This is a genomic window from Pseudomonas sp. SDO52101_S400 (genome assembly GCF_054071635.1).
Map to the genome: position 1 here is coordinate 1 of NZ_JBSVWF010000084.1, position 18,977 is coordinate 18,977.

General features: G+C 61.7%; 15 protein-coding genes and 1 riboswitch. Of the genes, 3 read left to right on the top strand and 12 right to left on the bottom strand.

The window, feature by feature from the left end; all coding sequences use genetic code 11:
* Positions 1-70 precede the first annotated feature (70 nt).
* Positions 71-1,285, bottom strand: coding sequence for a phosphoserine phosphatase SerB (gene serB, locus ACW9HX_RS27125; RefSeq protein ID WP_457382950.1), 1,215 nt, complete (start codon positions 1,283-1,285; stop codon positions 71-73).
* Between the two features lie 134 nt (positions 1,286-1,419).
* Between serB and ACW9HX_RS27130 the strand changes: the two genes are divergently transcribed.
* A complete protein-coding gene (locus ACW9HX_RS27130) occupies positions 1,420-2,934 on the top strand; it encodes an AhpA/YtjB family protein (RefSeq protein WP_457382951.1) in 1,515 nt (504 codons plus the stop codon).
* A 396-nt stretch (positions 2,935-3,330) separates the two neighbouring features.
* On the opposite strand, the gene ACW9HX_RS27135 is transcribed toward ACW9HX_RS27130, so the two are convergent.
* The 9 genes from ACW9HX_RS27135 to ACW9HX_RS27175 all read right to left on the bottom strand — a co-directional run bounded on the left by ACW9HX_RS27135 (position 3,331) and on the right by ACW9HX_RS27175 (position 12,720).
* Positions 3,331-4,041 carry a PqiC family protein gene (locus tag ACW9HX_RS27135; RefSeq protein WP_457382952.1) on the bottom strand — a complete coding sequence of 237 codons (711 nt, stop codon included), beginning with the start codon at positions 4,039-4,041 and terminating at the stop codon, positions 3,331-3,333.
* A 231-nt stretch (positions 4,042-4,272) separates the two neighbouring features.
* The gene (parC, locus tag ACW9HX_RS27140) at positions 4,273-6,537 is read right to left on the bottom strand and encodes a DNA topoisomerase IV subunit A (protein ID WP_457382953.1); all 2,265 of its coding nucleotides are present in this window, start codon (positions 6,535-6,537) and stop codon (positions 4,273-4,275) included.
* 7 nt (positions 6,538-6,544) lie between these two features.
* Complete coding sequence (locus tag ACW9HX_RS27145; RefSeq protein ID WP_457382954.1) at positions 6,545-7,069, bottom strand: retropepsin-like aspartic protease family protein; 525 nt, start codon at positions 7,067-7,069, stop codon at positions 6,545-6,547.
* On the bottom strand, positions 7,066-8,055 hold the full coding sequence (locus ACW9HX_RS27150) for an esterase-like activity of phytase family protein (protein ID WP_457382955.1): 990 nt from the start codon (positions 8,053-8,055) through the stop codon (positions 7,066-7,068). The genes ACW9HX_RS27145 and ACW9HX_RS27150 overlap by 4 nt, the downstream gene beginning before the upstream one ends.
* Entirely contained in the window at positions 8,055-9,962 is a 1,908-nt protein-coding gene (gene parE / locus ACW9HX_RS27155; RefSeq protein ID WP_457382956.1) for a DNA topoisomerase IV subunit B, read from the bottom strand. The genes ACW9HX_RS27150 and parE overlap by 1 nt, the downstream gene beginning before the upstream one ends.
* A gap of 50 nt (positions 9,963-10,012) precedes the next feature.
* The gene (locus ACW9HX_RS27160; protein WP_085711138.1) at positions 10,013-10,621 is read right to left on the bottom strand and encodes a YqiA/YcfP family alpha/beta fold hydrolase; all 609 of its coding nucleotides are present in this window, start codon (positions 10,619-10,621) and stop codon (positions 10,013-10,015) included.
* Between the two features lie 96 nt (positions 10,622-10,717).
* Positions 10,718-11,533 carry a 3',5'-cyclic-AMP phosphodiesterase gene (gene cpdA, locus ACW9HX_RS27165; protein ID WP_457382957.1) on the bottom strand — a complete coding sequence of 272 codons (816 nt, stop codon included), beginning with the start codon at positions 11,531-11,533 and terminating at the stop codon, positions 10,718-10,720.
* A 126-nt stretch (positions 11,534-11,659) separates the two neighbouring features.
* Entirely contained in the window at positions 11,660-12,112 is a 453-nt protein-coding gene (locus ACW9HX_RS27170) for a DUF1249 domain-containing protein (RefSeq protein WP_096819841.1), read from the bottom strand.
* Positions 12,103-12,720, bottom strand: a complete 618-nt coding sequence (locus ACW9HX_RS27175) for an NUDIX domain-containing protein (RefSeq protein WP_457382958.1) — start codon at positions 12,718-12,720, stop codon at positions 12,103-12,105. The genes ACW9HX_RS27170 and ACW9HX_RS27175 overlap by 10 nt, the downstream gene beginning before the upstream one ends.
* 228 nt (positions 12,721-12,948) lie before the next feature.
* Here ACW9HX_RS27175 and ACW9HX_RS27180 point away from each other — a divergent pair, with 228 nt between their 5' ends.
* The gene (locus tag ACW9HX_RS27180) at positions 12,949-13,695 is read left to right on the top strand and encodes an RsiV family protein (protein ID WP_457382959.1); all 747 of its coding nucleotides are present in this window, start codon (positions 12,949-12,951) and stop codon (positions 13,693-13,695) included.
* Here ACW9HX_RS27180 and cytX read toward each other — a convergent pair.
* Positions 13,664-14,956: a putative hydroxymethylpyrimidine transporter CytX gene (cytX, locus tag ACW9HX_RS27185; protein ID WP_457382960.1), complete on the bottom strand. Its 1,293-nt coding sequence runs from the start codon at positions 14,954-14,956 to the stop codon at positions 13,664-13,666. The two genes, ACW9HX_RS27180 and cytX, sit on opposite strands and share 32 nt — an antisense overlap.
* A 149-nt stretch (positions 14,957-15,105) precedes the next feature.
* Positions 15,106-16,995: a phosphomethylpyrimidine synthase ThiC gene (thiC, locus tag ACW9HX_RS27190; RefSeq protein ID WP_108559280.1), complete on the bottom strand. Its 1,890-nt coding sequence runs from the start codon at positions 16,993-16,995 to the stop codon at positions 15,106-15,108.
* 146 nt (positions 16,996-17,141) lie between these two features.
* Positions 17,142-17,247, bottom strand: a riboswitch (TPP riboswitch).
* Positions 17,248-17,466: 219 nt separating this feature from the next.
* Between thiC and ACW9HX_RS27195 the strand changes: the two genes are divergently transcribed.
* A complete protein-coding gene (locus tag ACW9HX_RS27195; protein WP_457382961.1) occupies positions 17,467-18,900 on the top strand; it encodes a TolC family outer membrane protein in 1,434 nt (477 codons plus the stop codon).
* The last annotated feature ends 77 nt before the right edge of the window (positions 18,901-18,977 follow it).

An 18,977-nucleotide genomic window follows, 5' to 3' on the forward strand; every position in this document is an offset into this window, starting at 1 on the left:
CACATTTGAAATGCATTCCAATGTGGGAGCGGGCTTGCTCGCGAAGGGGCCAGCGAAGGCGGCGGAGCTTTCAGAGCTGCCCGTCGCGATCCCGGAAGCCCAACAGGTACAGCACACCATCCAGCCCGAGGGTGGAAATCGCCTGCTTCGCCGACTGTTTGACCAGCGGCTTGGCGCGGAACGCCACGCCCAGACCGGCAATCGCCAACATTGGCAGATCGTTGGCACCGTCGCCCACGGCGATGGTCTGCTCCAGACGCAAACCTTCCTTGTGGGCCAGTTCCTTCAGCAGATCCGCCTTGCGCTGGGCATCGACGATCGGCTCGATCGCCACGCCGGTGCACTTGCCGTCGACCACTTCCAGTTCGTTGGCGAACACGTAGTCGATGCCGAGCTTGGCCTGCAATTGCTTGGCGAAGTAGGTGAAGCCGCCGGACAGGATCGCGGTCTTGTAGCCCAGGCGCTTGAGTTCGGCGAACAGGGTTTCGGCGCCTTCGGTCAGGCGCAAAGAGGCGCCGATCGAATCGAGCACGCTGACATCAAGGCCTTTAAGCAGCGCCAGACGCTCTTTGAAGCTGGCGCGAAAGTCCAGCTCGCCGGCCATTGCCCGCTCGGTGATTTCCGAAACCTGGTCGCCGACGCCGGCCGCCTTGGCAAGTTCATCGATGACTTCGGCTTCGATCAGGGTCGAGTCCATGTCGAACACCGCCAGACGGCGATTACGACGGAACAGCGAATCTTCCTGGAAGGCGATGTCGACATTCAGTTCCTGGGCCACGCTGAGGAATTCGGCGCGCAGGGCCTGTGGATCAGCCGCCTCGCCACGCACGGAGAACTCGATGCAGCCCTTGCCCTTGTCGGCCGGCGTGTCCAGCGGCATGCGACCCGACAGACGGTCGATGTGGTCGATGTTCAGGCCATATTTGGCGGTGATCGAACTCACGGCCTGCAACTGGCCGGCGGTGACCTTGCGGGTCAGCAGGGTGACGATGTGGCGTTTCTTGCCCTGATTGCCCACCCATTGCTGGTAATCCTCTTCGGATACCGGGGTGAAACGCACCTGTTGGTCGAGCTCGTAGCCCTTGAACAGGATGTCCTTGAGCACCGACTTTCCTTGCTCGGAGTCGGGGATTTCCACGAGGATGCCGAACGACAGCATGTCGTGGATCACCGCCTGACCGATGTCGAGGATGTTCACACCACCCTGGGCCAGAACACCGGTAATGGCCGCCGTCAGACCCGGACGGTCGACTCCCGTGATGTTAATCAGGACGATTTCGCGCAACGCGCACCCCCGCAACTGGAAAAAAACCGCATTCTACCCACTTTCAGTGACCATCGGGCACCGCCAGCGCTTTGCCGGTCTAGGGCCTGTCGCTATACTGCGCGTCAACTTCACGGACAAAAGAGCCGAGCTCAGTGAACCGGCCCACGCCAGTTAAAACCGATAACTTCTTTCTGCTGATCTTCCGTGCACTGCGCCACCGCCGTGTACCGATTGCATTGCGCATTGCCAGCCATAACGTGATCCTGGTCGCCCTGGCCCTGGTGATCTATGCCTGCGTGATGGGCTTGCAGTTCAAGCAGGCCATGCACGAGCAGGCCGATGCGCTGGGCGAAAGCCTGACCACGCAGACCGCCACCTCCGCGACCGAGCTGCTGGTGTCCAACGACATCCTCAGCCTCAACGTGCTGCTCAACAACCTGACCAAGAACAAGCTGGTGGCCCACGCCGCCATCTACAGCGTGGACAACCGCATCCTCGCCGAGTCCGGTCAGCGGCCCAAGCACAGCCTGCTGGGCGAAGCCGAAGGCATGTACGAGAGCAAGATCACCTTCCAGGACGTGACCGCCGGGCAACTGCGCATCAGTCTGGACATGGATCAATTCCAGCAGCCGATGACCATCAGCCTGCAAAGCATGGGCATCCTGAGCGCGATCCTGCTGGCACTGTCCCTGGCCCTGAGCCTGCGTCTTGGCCGGCACATCTCCACGCCATTGCTGCAATTGCGTGTCTGGCTGCGCCGGATCGACGAGTACACACCGGGTATCGAGCGTCAGGACGAGATCGGCGATCTGGCCCGTCAACTGCACGCCAGTTACGCTCCGGAGCCGACCATTCCAGAGCCGGAGCCGGAACCCGAGTTCGAGGACGACGACGTCGAGCCGGAATTCGAAGTGCGCAACCTGCGTGATCCGAGCTTCGACGAGAGCCGCCCGATGGCCGCGCAGAAGCCTGCGCCACGCCATGTGGTCAGCACCGTTGAAGACGACGATGACGAGGATCCGTTTGCCGATCTGCGTGACGAATCACTGAGCGAAACCGCAACACCAGCCGTTCGTCGGCCAACCCCGAGCGTGCCACAACACACGGCGGTGCTGGCGGTGCAACTGGGCTCGCAGGAGCAACTGCGCCGGTTGCCACGGGCACGTCTGGAAGAGTTGCAGGATCGCTACCGCGACTGCCTGGAACAGGCTGCTTCGCTGTATCAGGGTGAAATCGAAACCCTGAACGATGGCAGCACGCTGATGCTGTTCCACACCGAAGACAGCGGCGACGATTACCTGACCAACGCCATCTGCTGTGGCGAGCTGCTGCGAGCACTGGGCCACCAGTTGCAGATCGAAGTCGCCGACAGCGGCATCACCCTGCAATTGCAACTGGGCCTGACCCTGGGCGACGAGTTGTTCGGGCTGAGCCAGATCGACCTGCTGCTGACCGACTCCGCCCAGGACGCCCTGGCGCTTTCGCAGCACAGCCGCAATCTGCTGCTGGTGGAGCGCAAGATCGGTGATGACGCATTGATTCGTCAGCGTGCGCGGATCCGGCCGATTGCCAGCCCTGAAGGGGCTTGCTGTGTGGAGCGGTTGATGGAGCCTTATCCGTCGATGCTCGAGCGGCAACTGGCGCGGATGCATGAGCGTCGGGCCTGAGGCGTTGCCCTTGATGTGAAGAAGCCCGCAGACGAGTGATTGTCTGTGGGCTTTTTTGTGCGTGGCGTTATTGAGATATCACCCGTCGTCAAACAGCCCCTCACCCTAGCCCTCTCCCGGAGGGAGAGGGAACCGAAAGGGGGATGCTCAGGATCTACACCGACCTGAACGTTCCCTGCCGAATCCATAATCGAAAGCCCGCACTGCGCCGAATCCATAATCACCAAGGTCTTTCAGGTCGATGAATGACGCAAGACACCTCAGTTAGTCCCCTCTCCCTCCGGGCGGTCCGACGTTTCGGGAGGGTTAGGGTGAGGGGGCTTTTGATCTTCTACCCAGAACCCCAGAAACGACAAAGCCCGCACAAGGCGGGCTCTGTCTTGACTCGATCCAGCCTTAGAAGCGAAACACTTCCATATCCGTACGAATCGGCGAAGCCATCGGAATCTTCGGTTGCTTCTCGGCTTCCGCCGCCGGCGCGGCCGGTTTCGGTGCCGGTTTGCGCGGCGCTTCGGCAACTGGAGGCTGGTTGGCCAAAGGTTTGAGCGCCACCGACAACTGCTCCGCCAGGCGCTGCAACAACACGCCTTGCGCCTGCACCTGCGCGGCGGTGGTGCCGGCATGCTGTTCCTGCAGATGCACGATGCGGTTGTCCCGCACCTGACCACGACGGTCGATCAGGCGCCACTGCGCGTCCAGAATCGCCGGTTGCCTGGCACCGGAATCCAGACGAGTGATGGTCAACAGCACCTGCACGTCCGGGGTGAACCCCAGAGTGGCCGGCGCCAATACCACACGCTGGCTGTCGAGGCGACCTGCGACCTGACGCAACAGCAACTGATCGATGTCCGAAGACAGGCTTCCGGCCCAGCGACCATCGGTCGAAGCCTGCAGGCTGCCATCCGGCTGACGTTGCAACAAGGTTTCACGTTGCAGATAGTCGGCAACGACCACAGGGCCCAGCAAAACTGCCATGCCCGCGCTTTGCGCAGGCTGAGCCGGACTTCCGCTGTCCAGCTGATACAGCGACACCGGTTGGTGAACGCTGCAACCCGCCAGGCCAAGAACGCCGGCGAGCAGGAAAATAAGGGGGCGCAGAGAAGTCATCATCCCGTCCAGGTGGCCGCCACAAGGCTGACCACAGTGAAAATACTCAAAAAATATGAAGAACGCTCGGCCACGCCGGCGCTTGGAAAGGCCATATCATCCGTGAATATGCGTTCCGACTCCAGCGCCAAAGCGCCGATCTACGGGTTAAATCGAAGATCGGACGCTCTAGAGAGGCGTTCTCAGTCATTTTCTCCGAAGGAGAAATGAGTGCGAATACCCCCTGGCCGCTTAATTGAGGTTTTCGACGAGCAGCGCATCCACTCGCTGGAAGCCCCGTGGCAGTTTATTGCCACGGCGACCACGCTCACCCTTGTAGTGTTCGAGGTCGTCGGCTTTCAGCGACAAGGTACGTTTTCCGGCTTGCAGCACCAGCGTGGCGCCTTCCGGAAGAACGGCGATGTCCGTGACATATTCTTCGCGACTGGCCACACGCTCACCGGAAATACCGATGATCTTGTTGCCTTTGCCCTTCCCTAATTGTGGCAGATCGCTGATTTTGAAAATCAGCAGGCGACCCTCGGTCGTGACCGAGGCCAGCCAGTTCTGCTCGCGATCGGCCACCGGGCGCGGCGCGATCACCTTGGCGTTGTTCGGCAGGCTCAACAGGGCCTTGCCGGCCTTGTTCTTGGCTTGCAGGTCTTCACCCTTGACCACGAACCCGTAGCCGGCGTCGGAGGCGATCACATACAGCGCGTCGTCCTCCGGCATCAGCACGCATTCGAACGTGGCGCCTGGCGGTGGCGTCAGACGGCCGGTCAACGGCTCACCCTGGCCCCGTGCCGAAGGCAAGGTGTGTGCGGCCACCGAGTAACTCCGACCGGTGGAGTCGATAAACACCGCAAACTGGTTGGAACGCCCAGCCGCCGAGGTCTTGAAGCCGTCGCCGGCCTTGTACGACAGGCCGGTGGCGTCGATTTCGTGGCCCTTGGCCGAACGGATCCAGCCTTTTTCCGACAGTACAACGGTGACTTTCTCGTTCGGCAGCAGATCGTGCTCGGTCAGTGCTTTGGCTTCCGCACGCTCGACGATTGGCGACCGACGGTCATCACCGTAGGTTTCGGCGTCTTTCAACAGCTCGGTACGGACCAGTTTCTTCAGCTTGGCTTCGCTGCCCAACAAGGCTTGCAGCTTGGCCTGCTCCTTGAGCAGCTCGTCCTGTTCGTCGCGCAACTTCATCTCTTCCAGTCGCGCCAATTGACGCAGACGGGTATCGAGGATGTAGTCGGCCTGGATTTCGCTGAGGGCAAAACGCTCGATCAGCTTGGCTTTCGGGTGTTCCTCGGTGCGGATGATGTGGATTACTTCATCCAGGTTGAGGTAAGCAATCAGCAAACCGTCCAACAGGTGCAGGCGACGCTCGACCTTGTCGAGACGGAATTGCAGGCGACGACGCACGGTCAGTACGCGGAATTCCAGCCACTCCACCAGCAGCGCACGAAGGTTTTTCAGCTGCGGCTTGCCGTCCAGACCGATGATGTTGACGTTGACCCGGTAGGTCGACTCCAGCTCGGTGCTGGCGAACAGGTGCTGCATCAGCGCTTCGTGATCGACGCGGCTGTTGACCGGGATGATCACGATGCGGCACGGGTTCTCGTGGTCGGACTCGTCACGCAGGTCAGCGATCTGCGGCGCTTTCGACGGCTTGGCCTGCATCAGCGCGGCGATCTGTTCCAGCACCTTGGCCCCGGAAACCTGGTGCGGCAGCGCGGTGACGATGATGTCGCCGTCCTCGACATGGTAAACGGCGCGCATGCGCACCGAGCCCTTGCCGGTTTCGTACATTTTCAGCAGATCGGCACGCGGGGTGATGATTTCCGCTTCGGTCGGGTAGTCCGGGCCCTGAATGTGTTCGCAGAGCTGCTCGACCGTGGCTTTCGGCTCGTCGAGCAGGCGCACGCACGCAGTGGCGACTTCGCGCAGGTTGTGCGGCGGTACGTCGGTAGCCATGCCCACGGCAATGCCGGTGGTGCCGTTGAGCAGGATGTTCGGAAGGCGCGCAGGGAGAACCAGCGGTTCCTGCAGGGTGCCGTCGAAGTTCGGGCCCCAGTCTGCGGTGCCTTGGCCCAGCTCGCTGAGCAACACTTCGGAATAACGCGACAGCCGCGCTTCGGTGTATCGCATGGCGGCGAAGGATTTCGGATCGTCCGGCGCCCCCCAGTTACCCTGGCCGTCCACCAGCGTGTAGCGATAGCTGAACGGCTGGGCCATCAGCACCATCGCTTCGTAGCACGCCGAGTCGCCGTGCGGGTGGAACTTGCCGAGCACGTCGCCGACGGTACGCGCCGACTTCTTGTGCTTGGAATCGGCGTCCAGCCCCAATTCGCTCATGGCGTAGACGATACGCCGCTGTACCGGTTTCAGACCGTCGCCGATATGCGGCAGGGCACGGTCCATGATCACGTACATGGAGTAGTTGAGGTAGGCATTTTCGGTGAAGTCAGCCAGCGACCGGCGTTCTACGCCATCTAAGCTGTCTGCAAGGTTGTCGCTCATGCGGGCCTCATCGGTTCGTTGTCTGGCGCAGCAGCATGGTGCCGCCGCGCTGAGTAAATTCAAGTTTGTTCAGGGCGCTCATGCCGAGCAGCACCTGATCGCCATGCAGCCCCGGCGCCACCAGTGCGCGGACGTCCCGCAGCACGATGTCGCCCAGTTGCAGGCGGTCGATACGGGTGCGATAGCCCTGGCTCAGGCCGTTGGCCGTGCTCAGGGTCACACCGAAACCTTCTTCCAGCTTCAGGCTTTTCGCCACCTCCGCCGGGATTGCCACGTCGGTCGCGCCAGTGTCGAGCATGAACTCCACCGGCCTCCCGTTGATCAGTCCGCTGACGACAAAATGTCCCTGGGCGTTGCCGATCAGTTTCACTTCGATATAGCCGTTGCCCTGCTGCGAAGTCACCTCTGCATTGGGATTACGCTGGCGTTCTTCCCACTGGCCGAAAAACCGCGTGGCCAGAAACAGGGCCGCGCACCAGGCCAGAATCATCAGCACCCGACCGGCGCGCTTGCCCGGCGGTTGCTGACTCACGGCTTGGCGCTCCAGCCACCCTCAGGTGCGGCGAAACGCCAGACGATCGGGCGGACCTCGCCATCGGCGCGAGGACCAAAATTGTTGTCGACGCCGATCCAGGCGCCTTGAGCATCGACGACCAGCGCCTCTTCCAGCCCGAAGTTCTGCGCGTAACGACGATTGCCCTGCAACAGCTCGGCCGCGTACGACCAGCAAAGCTCGACCTTGGCCGTCTGCGCATCGCGACGACAGATCTGGTACGCGTTGCGCTCAAGGGTAAACAGTTTGCCGTTGAACAATGACAGGTCGGAAAAGTCCCGATTGACCGGTCTGGCCTTGGGGAACTGCGGAGGCTGCATTTCCATCCCGCCTTCGCTCAGCAGCACGCAGCGACCATCACAGTCCCACACTGTCTGCTGACGCTTGATCAGCAGCAAGCCGCGGCTTTGCCGTTCGGCGGCCAGCCACATCTGATCGCCCGCCGGATTGATCGCCAGGCCCTCGAAGATCGCATTGAATTGCAGCAGCAGACCACTGGCCCGCGCTTCGCGCACCATCATCGGCGAGATTTTCAGCCACGACGACGGCCCCTGCGGCGGCACTTGCAGTACGGCGGCATGGCCTTCGCTGACAATGTAGCGATTGCCGGCGCTGTCGCAGGTGATCCCTTCGAAATCCAGGTCACCACCGCGAACGAAGGACGCCGCCCAGGTCCGCGACTTGATACCCCACGGCAAGCCGCTGTCGGGGACTGGTGGCGGGTCGATGCGTACGGCTGTCGCCTGCCAGACCGGGTCGCGGGTATCGAGACGGTAGATTTGATCATCGTCGCGATCCGACACCGTCCACAGCTCGTTGCCGCACAGGGCCAGCCCCGACAGATTGCCGCCGCGCATGCCTTCGACCGGGTGTTCGGCGAGCACGCGCAACTCTTGCACAGGCTCTGCCGACACCGTCATCGAACCCAGCAGCAACGCACTCGCCAAGGCCCAGCCAAACCGCATCAGGCGAGGACCTCGGCGAGGTTGCCCTTGGACTCGAGCCAGGTCTTGCGGTCACCGGCGCGTTTTTTCGCCAGCAGCATGTCCATCATTTCCGAGGTCTCGGCGAAGTCTGCCCCGAGGGTCAACTGCACCAGGCGTCGGGTGTTCGGGTCCATGGTGGTTTCACGCAGTTGCGGCGGGTTCATTTCACCCAGACCCTTGAATCGGGTGACCTGCGGCTTGCCGCGTTTCTTCTCGGCCACCAGGCGATCGAGGATCCCGTCGCGCTCGGCATCGTCCAAGGCGTAGAAAATCTCTTTGCCCAGGTCGATGCGGTACAGCGGTGGCATCGCGACGTAGACGTGACCGGCATCCACCAATGGGCGGAAATGCTGGACGAACAAGGCGCACAGCAAGGTGGCGATGTGCAGGCCGTCGGAGTCGGCGTCGGCGAGGATGCAGATCTTGCCGTAGCGCAGCTGGCTCATGTCCTCGGCGCCCGGATCGACGCCAATGGCCACCGCGATGTTGTGCACTTCCTGGCTGGCCAGCACTTCGCTGCCGTCGACTTCCCAGGTGTTGAGGATCTTGCCGCGCAACGGCAGGATCGCCTGGAATTCCTTGTCCCGCGCCTGCTTGGCCGAACCGCCGGCGGAATCACCCTCCACCAGGAACAGCTCGGAACGCATCGGGTCCTGCCCGGCGCAATCAGCCAGTTTGCCCGGCAATGCCGGCCCCTGGGTGATGCGCTTGCGTTCGACTTTCTTGCTCGCTTTCAGGCGACGGCCGGCATTGCTGATCGCCAGTTCCGCCAGCGCCAGACCGGTTTCCGGGTTGGCGTTGAGCCACAGGCTGAATGCGTCCTTGACCACACCGGAGACAAACGCCGCCGCTTCACGGGACGACAGACGCTCTTTGGTCTGGCCGGAGAACTGCGGTTCCTGCATCTTCATCGACAGGACGAAAGCGATGCGTTCCCAGACGTCTTCCGGCGCCAGCTTCACGCCACGCGGCAGCAGACTGCGGAATTCGCAGAACTCGCGCATCGCGTCGAGCAAGCCCTGACGCAGGCCGTTGACGTGGGTGCCGCCCTGCTCCGTCGGGATCAGGTTGACGTAGCTTTCGGTGACCGAGGTGCCCCCCTCAGGCAGCCACAGCAGCGCCCACTCGACCGCTTCCTTGGTCCCGGCCAGGTTGCCGCAGAACGGCGCGTCCGGCAGGCGCTCGAATTCGCTGACCGCGTCTACCAGGTAGGAACGCAGGCCATCTTCGTAATGCCACTCGACCTTTTCGCCAGTGCCCTTGTCTTCGAAGCTGATCAACAGGCCCGGGCACAGAACGGCCTTGGCCTTGAGTACGTGCTTGAGGCGGCTGATAGAGAATTTTGGCGAATCGAAGTATTTCGGGTCCGGCGCGAAGTACACACTGGTCCCGGTATTGCGCTTGCCGACGGTGCCGATCACTTGCAGATCGGTGGCCTTGTAGCCATCGGCGAAGGTCATTTCATATTCGTTGCCGTCACGCTTGACCCGCACCCGCACCTGGGTCGACAAGGCGTTGACCACGGAAATACCCACCCCGTGCAGACCGCCGGAGAACTGGTAGTTCTTGTTGGAAAACTTGCCGCCCGCATGGAGCTTGGTGAGGATCAGCTCAACGCCCGACACACCCTCTTCCGGGTGGATGTCGACCGGCATGCCGCGACCGTCGTCGCAGACTTCCAGCGAGTGGTCGGCATGGAGGATGACCTGGATCGATTTGGCGTGGCCGGCCAGGGCTTCGTCGACGCTGTTGTCGATGACTTCCTGGGCAAGGTGATTCGGCCGACTGGTGTCGGTGTACATCCCGGGGCGTTTGCGCACCGGGTCGAGGCCCGAGAGGACTTCGATGGCGTCGGCGTTATAGGAGCTAGCGCTGGGAGTGGCCATAAGGTCTCGTCGTCAGTGTTCGGTGAATAAGGAATTAATGGGGCAACCGCTCACAGTGCGGTGAAATCGATTGCCTGAAACAAATCGGCGCCAATGCCGGCAAAACTCAATAACGCCGGCAATTGCCCGGCAAACCCCTGGAAACTATGGTCGCCGCCGGCCTGAATGCGCAAGGCACAGGCCCGGTAATACTGCTGGGCATGGCGATAGTCCAGCGTTTCGTCCCCGGTCTGCAACCATACCTGATACCGCTGCGAATCCTGCGGCGCCGGCACTTCCAGTTCGGCCAGGGCCGTCACATGGTCGTGGGTCAATTCCCAGGTTTCATCGGTGTACAGGTTTTTCTGCGTCCCCAGGTATCCGTCGAACATCCGGTGCGGACTGACGGCCGGGTTGACCAGCAGGGCTTTCAGGCCATGGCGCTCGGCCAGGTGAGTCGCATAGTAGCCGCCGAGGGAGCTTCCCACCAGTAATGGCCGGCCCAGCTCGGCGATTGCCTGCTCCAGCTGACCGATGGCTTCACGCGGGTGGTGATGCAGCGCCGGGACACGCAGTTGATCGCTCAAACCCAGTCGCTCCATCACCTCGACCAGCTGACAGGCCTTCTTCGAGGCCGGCGCGCTGTTGAAACCGTGGATATAGAGGATCGAACCGGACATTTGAGCTCCCTGGGCGTCGGCTAAAGAAAGCGGAGTTTACAGGGAGTCGGGGGGTGTTGGGCCAGCACCCGAGGAAATCAGCGCCGCGCCCCTGAATCAGTAGCCGTTGGAGCCGTAATCGACCGTGAACTGGAAATCGGTGACACGCTCCACGCCCGTTTCGATCCGCCCGTCCGGCAGCAACCGCAACCAGCGATACCCCGGCGCCTGTTCGCCGACCTTGAAGTCTTCACTGCCCGGCTCGAATTGAATGCAGGTCGACGGCGAGGCGATCAGTCGCACGCCATTGCGCTCACGATCGATCTCCTGATGTACATGCCCCCACAGCACGGCGCGTGCCTGCGGGAAACGGTCGAGCACGTCAAAGAACGCTTCGGGATTACGTAAGCCGATCGGCTCCATCCAGGCACAACCAATCGATACCGGGTGATGGTGAAAACACACCAGATGATGCCGATCCGGCGCCTCGCTCAGCGAACGAGCCAGCAATTGCAGTTGTTCATCCTGCAAATACCCCGGCACCGAGCCCGGCACCGCCGAATCGAGCAGAGTCACGCGCCAGTTGCCGACATCCACCACCGGCTCCAGCAGCGCACTCTGTACCGCGGCCATTTGCATGATCTGCGGTTCATCGTGGTTGCCCGGGATCCAGCGGGCGGGCGCATCGATCTGCGCCGTCATCTGACGAAATTGCTGGTAGGACTCCAGCGTACCGTCCTGGGACAGATCGCCGCTGGCAACGATCAGGTCGATCTGCGGCTGCTGTTCGAGCACCAGTTCGATGACTTTTTGCAGGCTCTCGCGAGTCTTCATGCCCAGCAGGGCACCGTCCGCCTCGGCGAACAAATGACTGTCGGACAGTTGCACCAGCAACGCCGCATCAGCGGTGGTCAGAGTCGATACGCTCGGCAAGGCGTTCTCCCAGGGCTGGATCGCCGGGTCGGAAAGGTTCGCAATTATGCTGGGGGAAGGCCCCGGGAAGAAACCGCCGAACCGGACGCAGTTCACAACTTGCCGCTGTTATCCCAACTGTCGAAGCTATCGAACGGCGGCGTACTCGTGACCGCAGGCCAGGCAATGGCTCAGCCATTCTCCGAGGAACAGATTGAGCTGGGCTTTTTCGTCAGGCTGATGCATGGCCGCGTTGGGGTAAGGATAGATGCCACGAAAGCGTCGTGCATGTTCGGCGCTGATCACTTCGGCCATGCGCGCGTCGTGATAGACCTGCACTTCCAGTTGCGGCACCGGCAGCCACGGCAGGCTGTGTTCCTGACGCACTTGCAGGGTCGTGGTGTACGGGCAGGCCTGCAACACTTCGATGGCCAGCACGCCGAGCATCTGGTCGCCCTGGGTCACGGCGATGCGCCTTGCTTCAGGTTCGCGGCGCATGTCCGGCAACAGTCGCATCAGGCGCGCGTAGTTGGCCTCGCAGGCGGCTTGCAGGCCCACAAGGTCGACACGATAGCGATCGCGCAGTTTGTTTACGACCATAGCCCCCTCACTTCGGCGCGATTGAGCGCCAGCCACTGCAAGGCGATGATGCTCGCCGCATTGGCAATCCGTCCGTCGCGTACGGCCTGCAGGGCATCTTCGAAGGCCCAGACCGTGACGCGGATATCTTCTGCTTCTTCCTCCAGCCCGTGCAGGCCACCAACGCCTTCAGTGCTGCAACGCCCCAGATACAAATGCACGAACTCGTTGCTGCCCCCCGGTGACGGGAAATATTGCATCATCGGCCACAGGGCCTGGATGTCCAGCCCAGCTTCCTCCTGCGCTTCGCGGCGAGCAACTTCTTCCGGCACTTCTTCCTTGTCGATCAGACCGGCGACCAGCTCCACCAGCCAGGGATTGGTGGTCTTGCCCATGGCGCCGACGCGAAACTGCTCGATCAGCACCACTTCATCGCGCTGCGGATCGTAGGGCAACAGGCACACGGCGTCGTGTCGCACGAACACTTCACGATTGATCTCGCGGCTCATGCCACCGGCGAACAATTCGTGGCGCAAATGCACACGATCGAGCTTGTAGAAGCCCTTGTAGCATTGCTCGCGTCGCACGATGTCGATGGCGGACGGAATGGCTTTGGCAAAATCGGTCATGAGCATCCTCGTTTACTGCAAATCCAATACGAGGTTGATTTTGGCTACCTGCAACCTCGACTTCGCGCCATCCTAACGCGACGGTGACGTTTGATGCAGCCCCTTTACCGTCAGCGGGATGGACGGTGGAGACGAAACCCACTCTAATTAGCTTAGTGGCGAACTGACTGCTTCGTAGAGAGTCGAAGCGGTAACTTTTTGCCTTCCCCTGTTTCAGAAAGGACGCCCATGTCGCTTTTCAAAATTGCCTCCGTGGCCGCCATCGCCATGACCCTGGGCGCTTGCGCCAGCCTGTTCCAGCCCAACTACCGAACGCCGCTGGAAACCACCCGCGATGCCTCGGAAACCCTGAAACCCGGTTGCTCGAACCCTGACTGCCCGCTGGTGAACATCGACACCCTGCACTTCCCGGCCGAGCCTGCGCTGGACGGCATCATCGAAAAACGCCTGCTGCAGTTCACCCGCACAGCGCCGGATGCACCGGTTGCGCCAACACTGGCCGCCTACCGCGAGCAATTCCTGCGCACAGCCGGCCCGCGCAACAGCAGCTATTTGCAGGCGAAAGTACGCGAGCAGCATGACGGTCTGGTGATTGTCGAAGTGTCGAGCTACCTGGACACCGGCGGCGCTCATGGCACCCCGGGCCGTGGCTTCATCAACTATTCGCGCCAGCAGCACAAGGTGCTGAGCCTGTCGGACATGCTGGTGCCGGGTAAGGAAGAGGCCTTCTGGAAGGCTGCGCAAGTGGCGCACAACAGCTGGCTGATCAGCACCAAGCTCGATCAGGAAGCGGAGTTCGTGAAGAACTGGCCGTTCGTCAAAACCCCGCACGTGGCGCTGACCTACGGCGGCGTGATCCTCAAGTACGACGTGAGCACCATCGCGCCTTATGCGCTGGGCCACGTCGAACTGAAGATCCCTTACCCGCGCCTGAACGGCATCATCAAGCCCGAGCTGTTTCCCGGCCGTAACTGAAAGCCCGGCCCAGCACCAGCTGCAACAGCCCTGCCAGGACCAGCGCCGGCAGGGTTGCGCCGACATCCGGATACAGATTCGCCAGCAGGTGATAGGTGCTGATGCCACCCAGCCAGGCCAGTAGCGCCGGCCAGCGCAACGCGGCCGAAGCGACCTGACCACTGCGCTTGCGCAGGATGAAGTGATCCACCAGCACCACGCCGAACAGCGGCGCGAACACCGAGCCGATCAACAGCAGGAAGTTCTGGTATTGCGCCAATGGCGCGAGCAACGCGATCAGGGTGCAGATCACACCGATGGCCAGCGCCAGATGCTCGACTTTCAGGCGCAACAGAATCCCGCTGGAAACCGCTGCCGAGTGAATGTCGGCAAAGGCGTTTTCCGACTCATCCAGCAGAATCAGCAAGAGCGGAATCCCGAGGCCGGCACCGGCCAGCGCCAGCAGCAGCGCGTTGACTTCACCGCTCGGCGCAAAGGCCAGGGTGTAGGCAACGCCCAGGCTCATCAGCCAGAAGTTACCGATGAAGAAACCGATCGCCGTACCGCCGAATACGTTCTTCGCCCGCTTGCCGAACCGCGAGTAGTCGGCAATCAGCGGCAGCCACGACAATGGCATCGCGATCGCAATGTCGAAGCCCACGGCGAACGGCATCGAACCATCCCCGGCCTTGGCCCACAACGCGCCGAGATCGGCCTTGGCGAACAGGTTCCAGGTCAGCCAGATGCACGCGGCCAGAATCAGCCAGATGCCCCATTTGCGCAGGATCTTGCGCACGAACGTCAGCGGACCACTGACGGCGAGCAACGTCGCCAGTGCACCGAAACACAAGGTCCACAACATCGGACTGGCCCACAGCGATCCCTCACTGAATGCACGGGTGCCGAGCAGGCTGGCCGCATCACGCATGACGATGATTTCGAACGAACCCCAACCGATCAGTTGCAGCAGATTGAGCAGCGCCGGCAGGCTCGCGCCTTTACGGCCGAGGCTGAGTTTCAGCGCGGCCATCGATGACAGCCCGGTGTCGCTGCCGATCACGCCAACGGCGGCCAGCAGCAGGACGCCGACCAGGGTGCCGAGGAAGATCGCCAGCAGCGATCCCGACAGGCCCAGCCCCGGCGCCAGCAGCGCACCGGTCTGCAACACCATCAGGCCGATGCCGAGGGAGAACCACAGGGAAAACAGATCGCGACCGCCAAATACACGCTTGTCGGTGGGCACGGCGAGGTCGGGGGAATAAGTACCGGGTTGAATGCTCAAGGGTGTTATCTCAGAGGGACATTTGTTGTTGTGTCGATCAATCGCCAGCAGGCTGGCTCCCACAGGGGGCTTGTGGCGTTCACAAATCCAGTGTGGGAGCCAGCCTGCTGGCGATGGGGCCCGCACAGGCCCCGCCCTTTCAGGTCAGATCAAACTTTCTTGTACAGCTGACTGCCTTCCTTCCTGAACCGCTCGGCCTGTTCCGCCAGGCCTTGGGCGACATCCACGTCGACCGCGTCGATCCGCTGGTTGGCCGCGTATTCGCGGACTTCCTGAGTGATCTTCATCGAGCAGAATTTCGGCCCGCACATCGAACAGAAGTGCGCGACCTTCGCCGAGTCCTTCGGCAGGGTTTCATCGTGATACGAACGGGCGGTGTCCGGGTCCAGACCGAGGTTGAACTGGTCCTCCCAGCGGAACTCGAAACGCGCCTTGCTCAAGGCGTTGTCGCGGATCTGTGCGCCCGGATGTCCTTTGGCCAGGTCCGCTGCGTGCGCCGCGATCTTGTAGGTGATGATCCCGGTCTTCACGTCATCCTTGTTCGGCAGGCCCAAGTGCTCCTTCGGCGTCACGTAGCAAAGCATCGCGCAACCGAACCAGCCGATCATCGCCGCACCGATGCCGGAGGTGATGTGGTCGTAACCCGGTGCGATGTCGGTGGTCAGCGGGCCAAGGGTGTAGAACGGCGCCTCGTCGCAGCACTCCAGCTGCTTGTCCATGTTCTCTTTGATCAACTGCATCGGCACGTGGCCCGGGCCTTCGATCATGCATTGCACGTCGTGCTTCCAGGCGATCTTGGTCAGTTCGCCGAGGGTCTCCAGTTCGCCGAACTGCGCTTCGTCGTTGGCATCGGCAATCGAGCCCGGACGCAGGCCGTCGCCCAGCGAGAAGCTGACGTCGTAGGCCTTCATGATTTCGCAGATTTCGTCGAAGTGGGTGTAGAGGAAGTTCTCTTTGTGGTGCGCCAGGCACCACTTGGCCATGATCGAACCGCCACGGGAGACGATGCCGGTCACGCGCTTGGCGGTCAGCGGCACGTAGCGCAACAGCACGCCGGCGTGGATGGTGAAGTAGTCGACGCCCTGCTCCGCCTGCTCGATCAGCGTGTCGCGGAACAGCTCCCAAGTCAGGTCTTCGGCCACACCGTTGACCTTTTCCAGCGCCTGATAAATCGGCACGGTGCCGATCGGCACTGGCGAGTTGCGGATGATCCACTCGCGGGTTTCGTGGATGTGCTTGCCGGTGGACAAGTCCATGACCGTGTCCGAACCCCAGCGAATGCCCCAGGTCAACTTCGCCACTTCTTCTTCGATGGACGAACCCAGCGCACTGTTGCCGATGTTGCCGTTGATCTTCACCAGGAAGTTACGGCCGATGATCATCGGTTCCAGTTCGACGTGGTTGATGTTGGCCGGAATGATCGCGCGACCACGGGCGATTTCTTCACGGACGAACTCTGGGGTGATTTCTTTCGGGATGCTCGCGCCGAAACTGTGGCCGGCGTGCTGCTGCTTCAACAGGCCGGCGGCGCGGGCCTCTTGCAGCTTCATGTTTTCGCGGATGGCGACGTATTCCATCTCGGCGGTGATGATGCCTTTGCGGGCGTAGTGCATCTGGCTGACGTTGGCCCCGGCCTTGGCGCGGCGCGGGTTGTTGACGTGGGCGAAGCGCAGCTTGGTCAGCTCCGGATCGGCCAGACGCTCCTGACCGAAATTCGAACTCAAGCCTGGCAGGCGCTCGGTGTCGCCACGATCGTCGATCCACGCCGAACGCACATCGCCCAGGCCTTTGCGCACATCGATCACCACGTTCGGATCGGTGTACGGGCCGGAGGTGTCGTAGACAGTGACCGGCGCATTGATCTCGCCACCGAAATCGGTCGGGGTCACATCGAGGGTGATTTCGCGCATCGGCACGCGGATGTCCGGGCGGGAGCCCTGAACGTAGACTTTTTGCGAACGGGTGAACGGTTGAACCGACTGCTCGTCGACCTTCGCCGAGTCACTCAGGTTGATCGCGTTTTTAGATTTTGTAGTCATCACGGGCTCTCCAGACAGCATCCAGGCAGTGGATTGTCGGAGCAGAACCTGAAAGGCACGGACGCACCAGGACTGGTGCTGTGCATCGTCGTCGAGCGTTCGATTGTCGAACAATTTCCCGGACGAAGCACAAGAGGACTCGCCGGGTGACGAGAAATCTTGTTCCCTACGCAGGCGCTAACCTGATCAGGTTCAACGGGATCCGAAATTATTCGATCTCAGCCTCATAGCAAGGCACCCCGACAAGAACCCGGCCAGTCTAGACACAACCGGCAAAGAACGCCAACACCGCGGCAAACACCATGATGAATGGCGCAATTGCGGCGGCCGACAGGATTGTGAGCGCCTCAATGCACAACTACACTCGCCTTGCCCTGCTGCGCCTTGGCGCCAAGCCTTGACGATGCAGTGCCCGCGCCCTACCTTTGGCGCCCGGATTATTTCCATAATATTCATGCTAGGGATCGCCTCATGCTGCGCAAACTCTCACTGGCTGTTGCCGTGTCTTGTGCGTCCAACGCAATGGTCTGGGCAGCAGAAGCGCCCTTGTCGACCAAGACCGATCTGGTCAGCGTCTATCAGGAAGCGGTCGACAACAACGCCGATCTGGCCGCCGCCCGCGCCCAGTACGGCGCCCAGAAAGAAGTGGTGCCCCAGGCCCGCGCCGGGCTGCTGCCGAATCTGTCCGGCGGTGCCGAAACCGACAGCGTGCGCACCTCCATCGACCAGCCTTCGGCCATCGCCAACCGCAGCGCCCACTCCTATCAGGCGACGCTGGCACAGCCGTTGTTCCGCGCCGATCGCTGGTTCCAGTACCAGGCCGCCAAGGACGTCAACGAGCAGGCCGCGCTGCAACTGTCGGCCACCGAGCAGAACCTGATCCTGCAATCGGCCGAAAGCTATTTCAACGTCCTGCGCAGCCAGGACAACCTGGCCTCGACCAAGGCCGAAGAAGCGGCGTTCAAGCGCCAGCTCGACCAGTCCAACGAGCGCTTCGACGTGGGCCTGTCGGACAAGACCGACGTGCTGCAGTCGCAAGCCAGTTACGACACCGCCCGGGCCAACCGGATCGTCGCCCAGCGTCAGGTCGATGATGCGTTCGAAGCGCTGATCACCCTGACCAACCGTCAGTACAACTCGATCCAGGGCATCGTCCACACCCTGCCGATCCTGCCGCCGACGCCGAACGACGCCAAGGCCTGGGTCGACACCGCCGCCAAACAGAATCTCAATCTGCTGGCCAGCAACTATGCGGTGAGCTCTGCCGAACAGACGTTGAAACAGCGCAAGGCCGGCCACTTGCCGACCCTCGACGCCGTGGCCAAGTACGAAAAAGGCGACAACGACGCCCTCGGATTCGCCAACCCGAATGCGTTTGGTACGCCATACAGCGGCAACGTCGAGCAGAGCACTGTGGGTCTGCAATTGAACATCCCGATCTACAGCGGCGGGCTGACCAGCTCCCAGGTGCGCCAGTCTTACGCGCAACTGGATCAGAGCGAGCAGCAGCGCGAAAGCCTGCGCCGGCAGATCGTGGAGAACACCCGCAACCTGCACCGCGCGGTGAACACCGACGTCGAGCAGGTACAGGCACGCCGCCAGTCGATCATCTCCAACCAGAGCGCGGTGGAAGCCACGGAAATCGGTTATCAGGTGGGGACGCGCAACATCGTCGACGTGCTCGACGCCCAGCGCCAGCTCTACACCTCGGTGCGCAATTACAACAACACCCGCTACGACTACATTCTCGACAACCTGCGTCTGAAGCAGGCGGCGGGCACCTTGAACCCGGGCGACCTGCAGGACCTGACGCGCTATCTGAAGGCCGACTACAACCCGGACAAGGATTTCCTGCCACCGGATCTGGCCAAGGCTGCGGAAGCACAGCTCAAGGCCCGGCCTTAAACAAAAACGCAGCCTTGAGGCTTAATGCCAGTCAGTTAAGCTGACTGGCATTTTTATTTTTGATCGGATACTTCGGG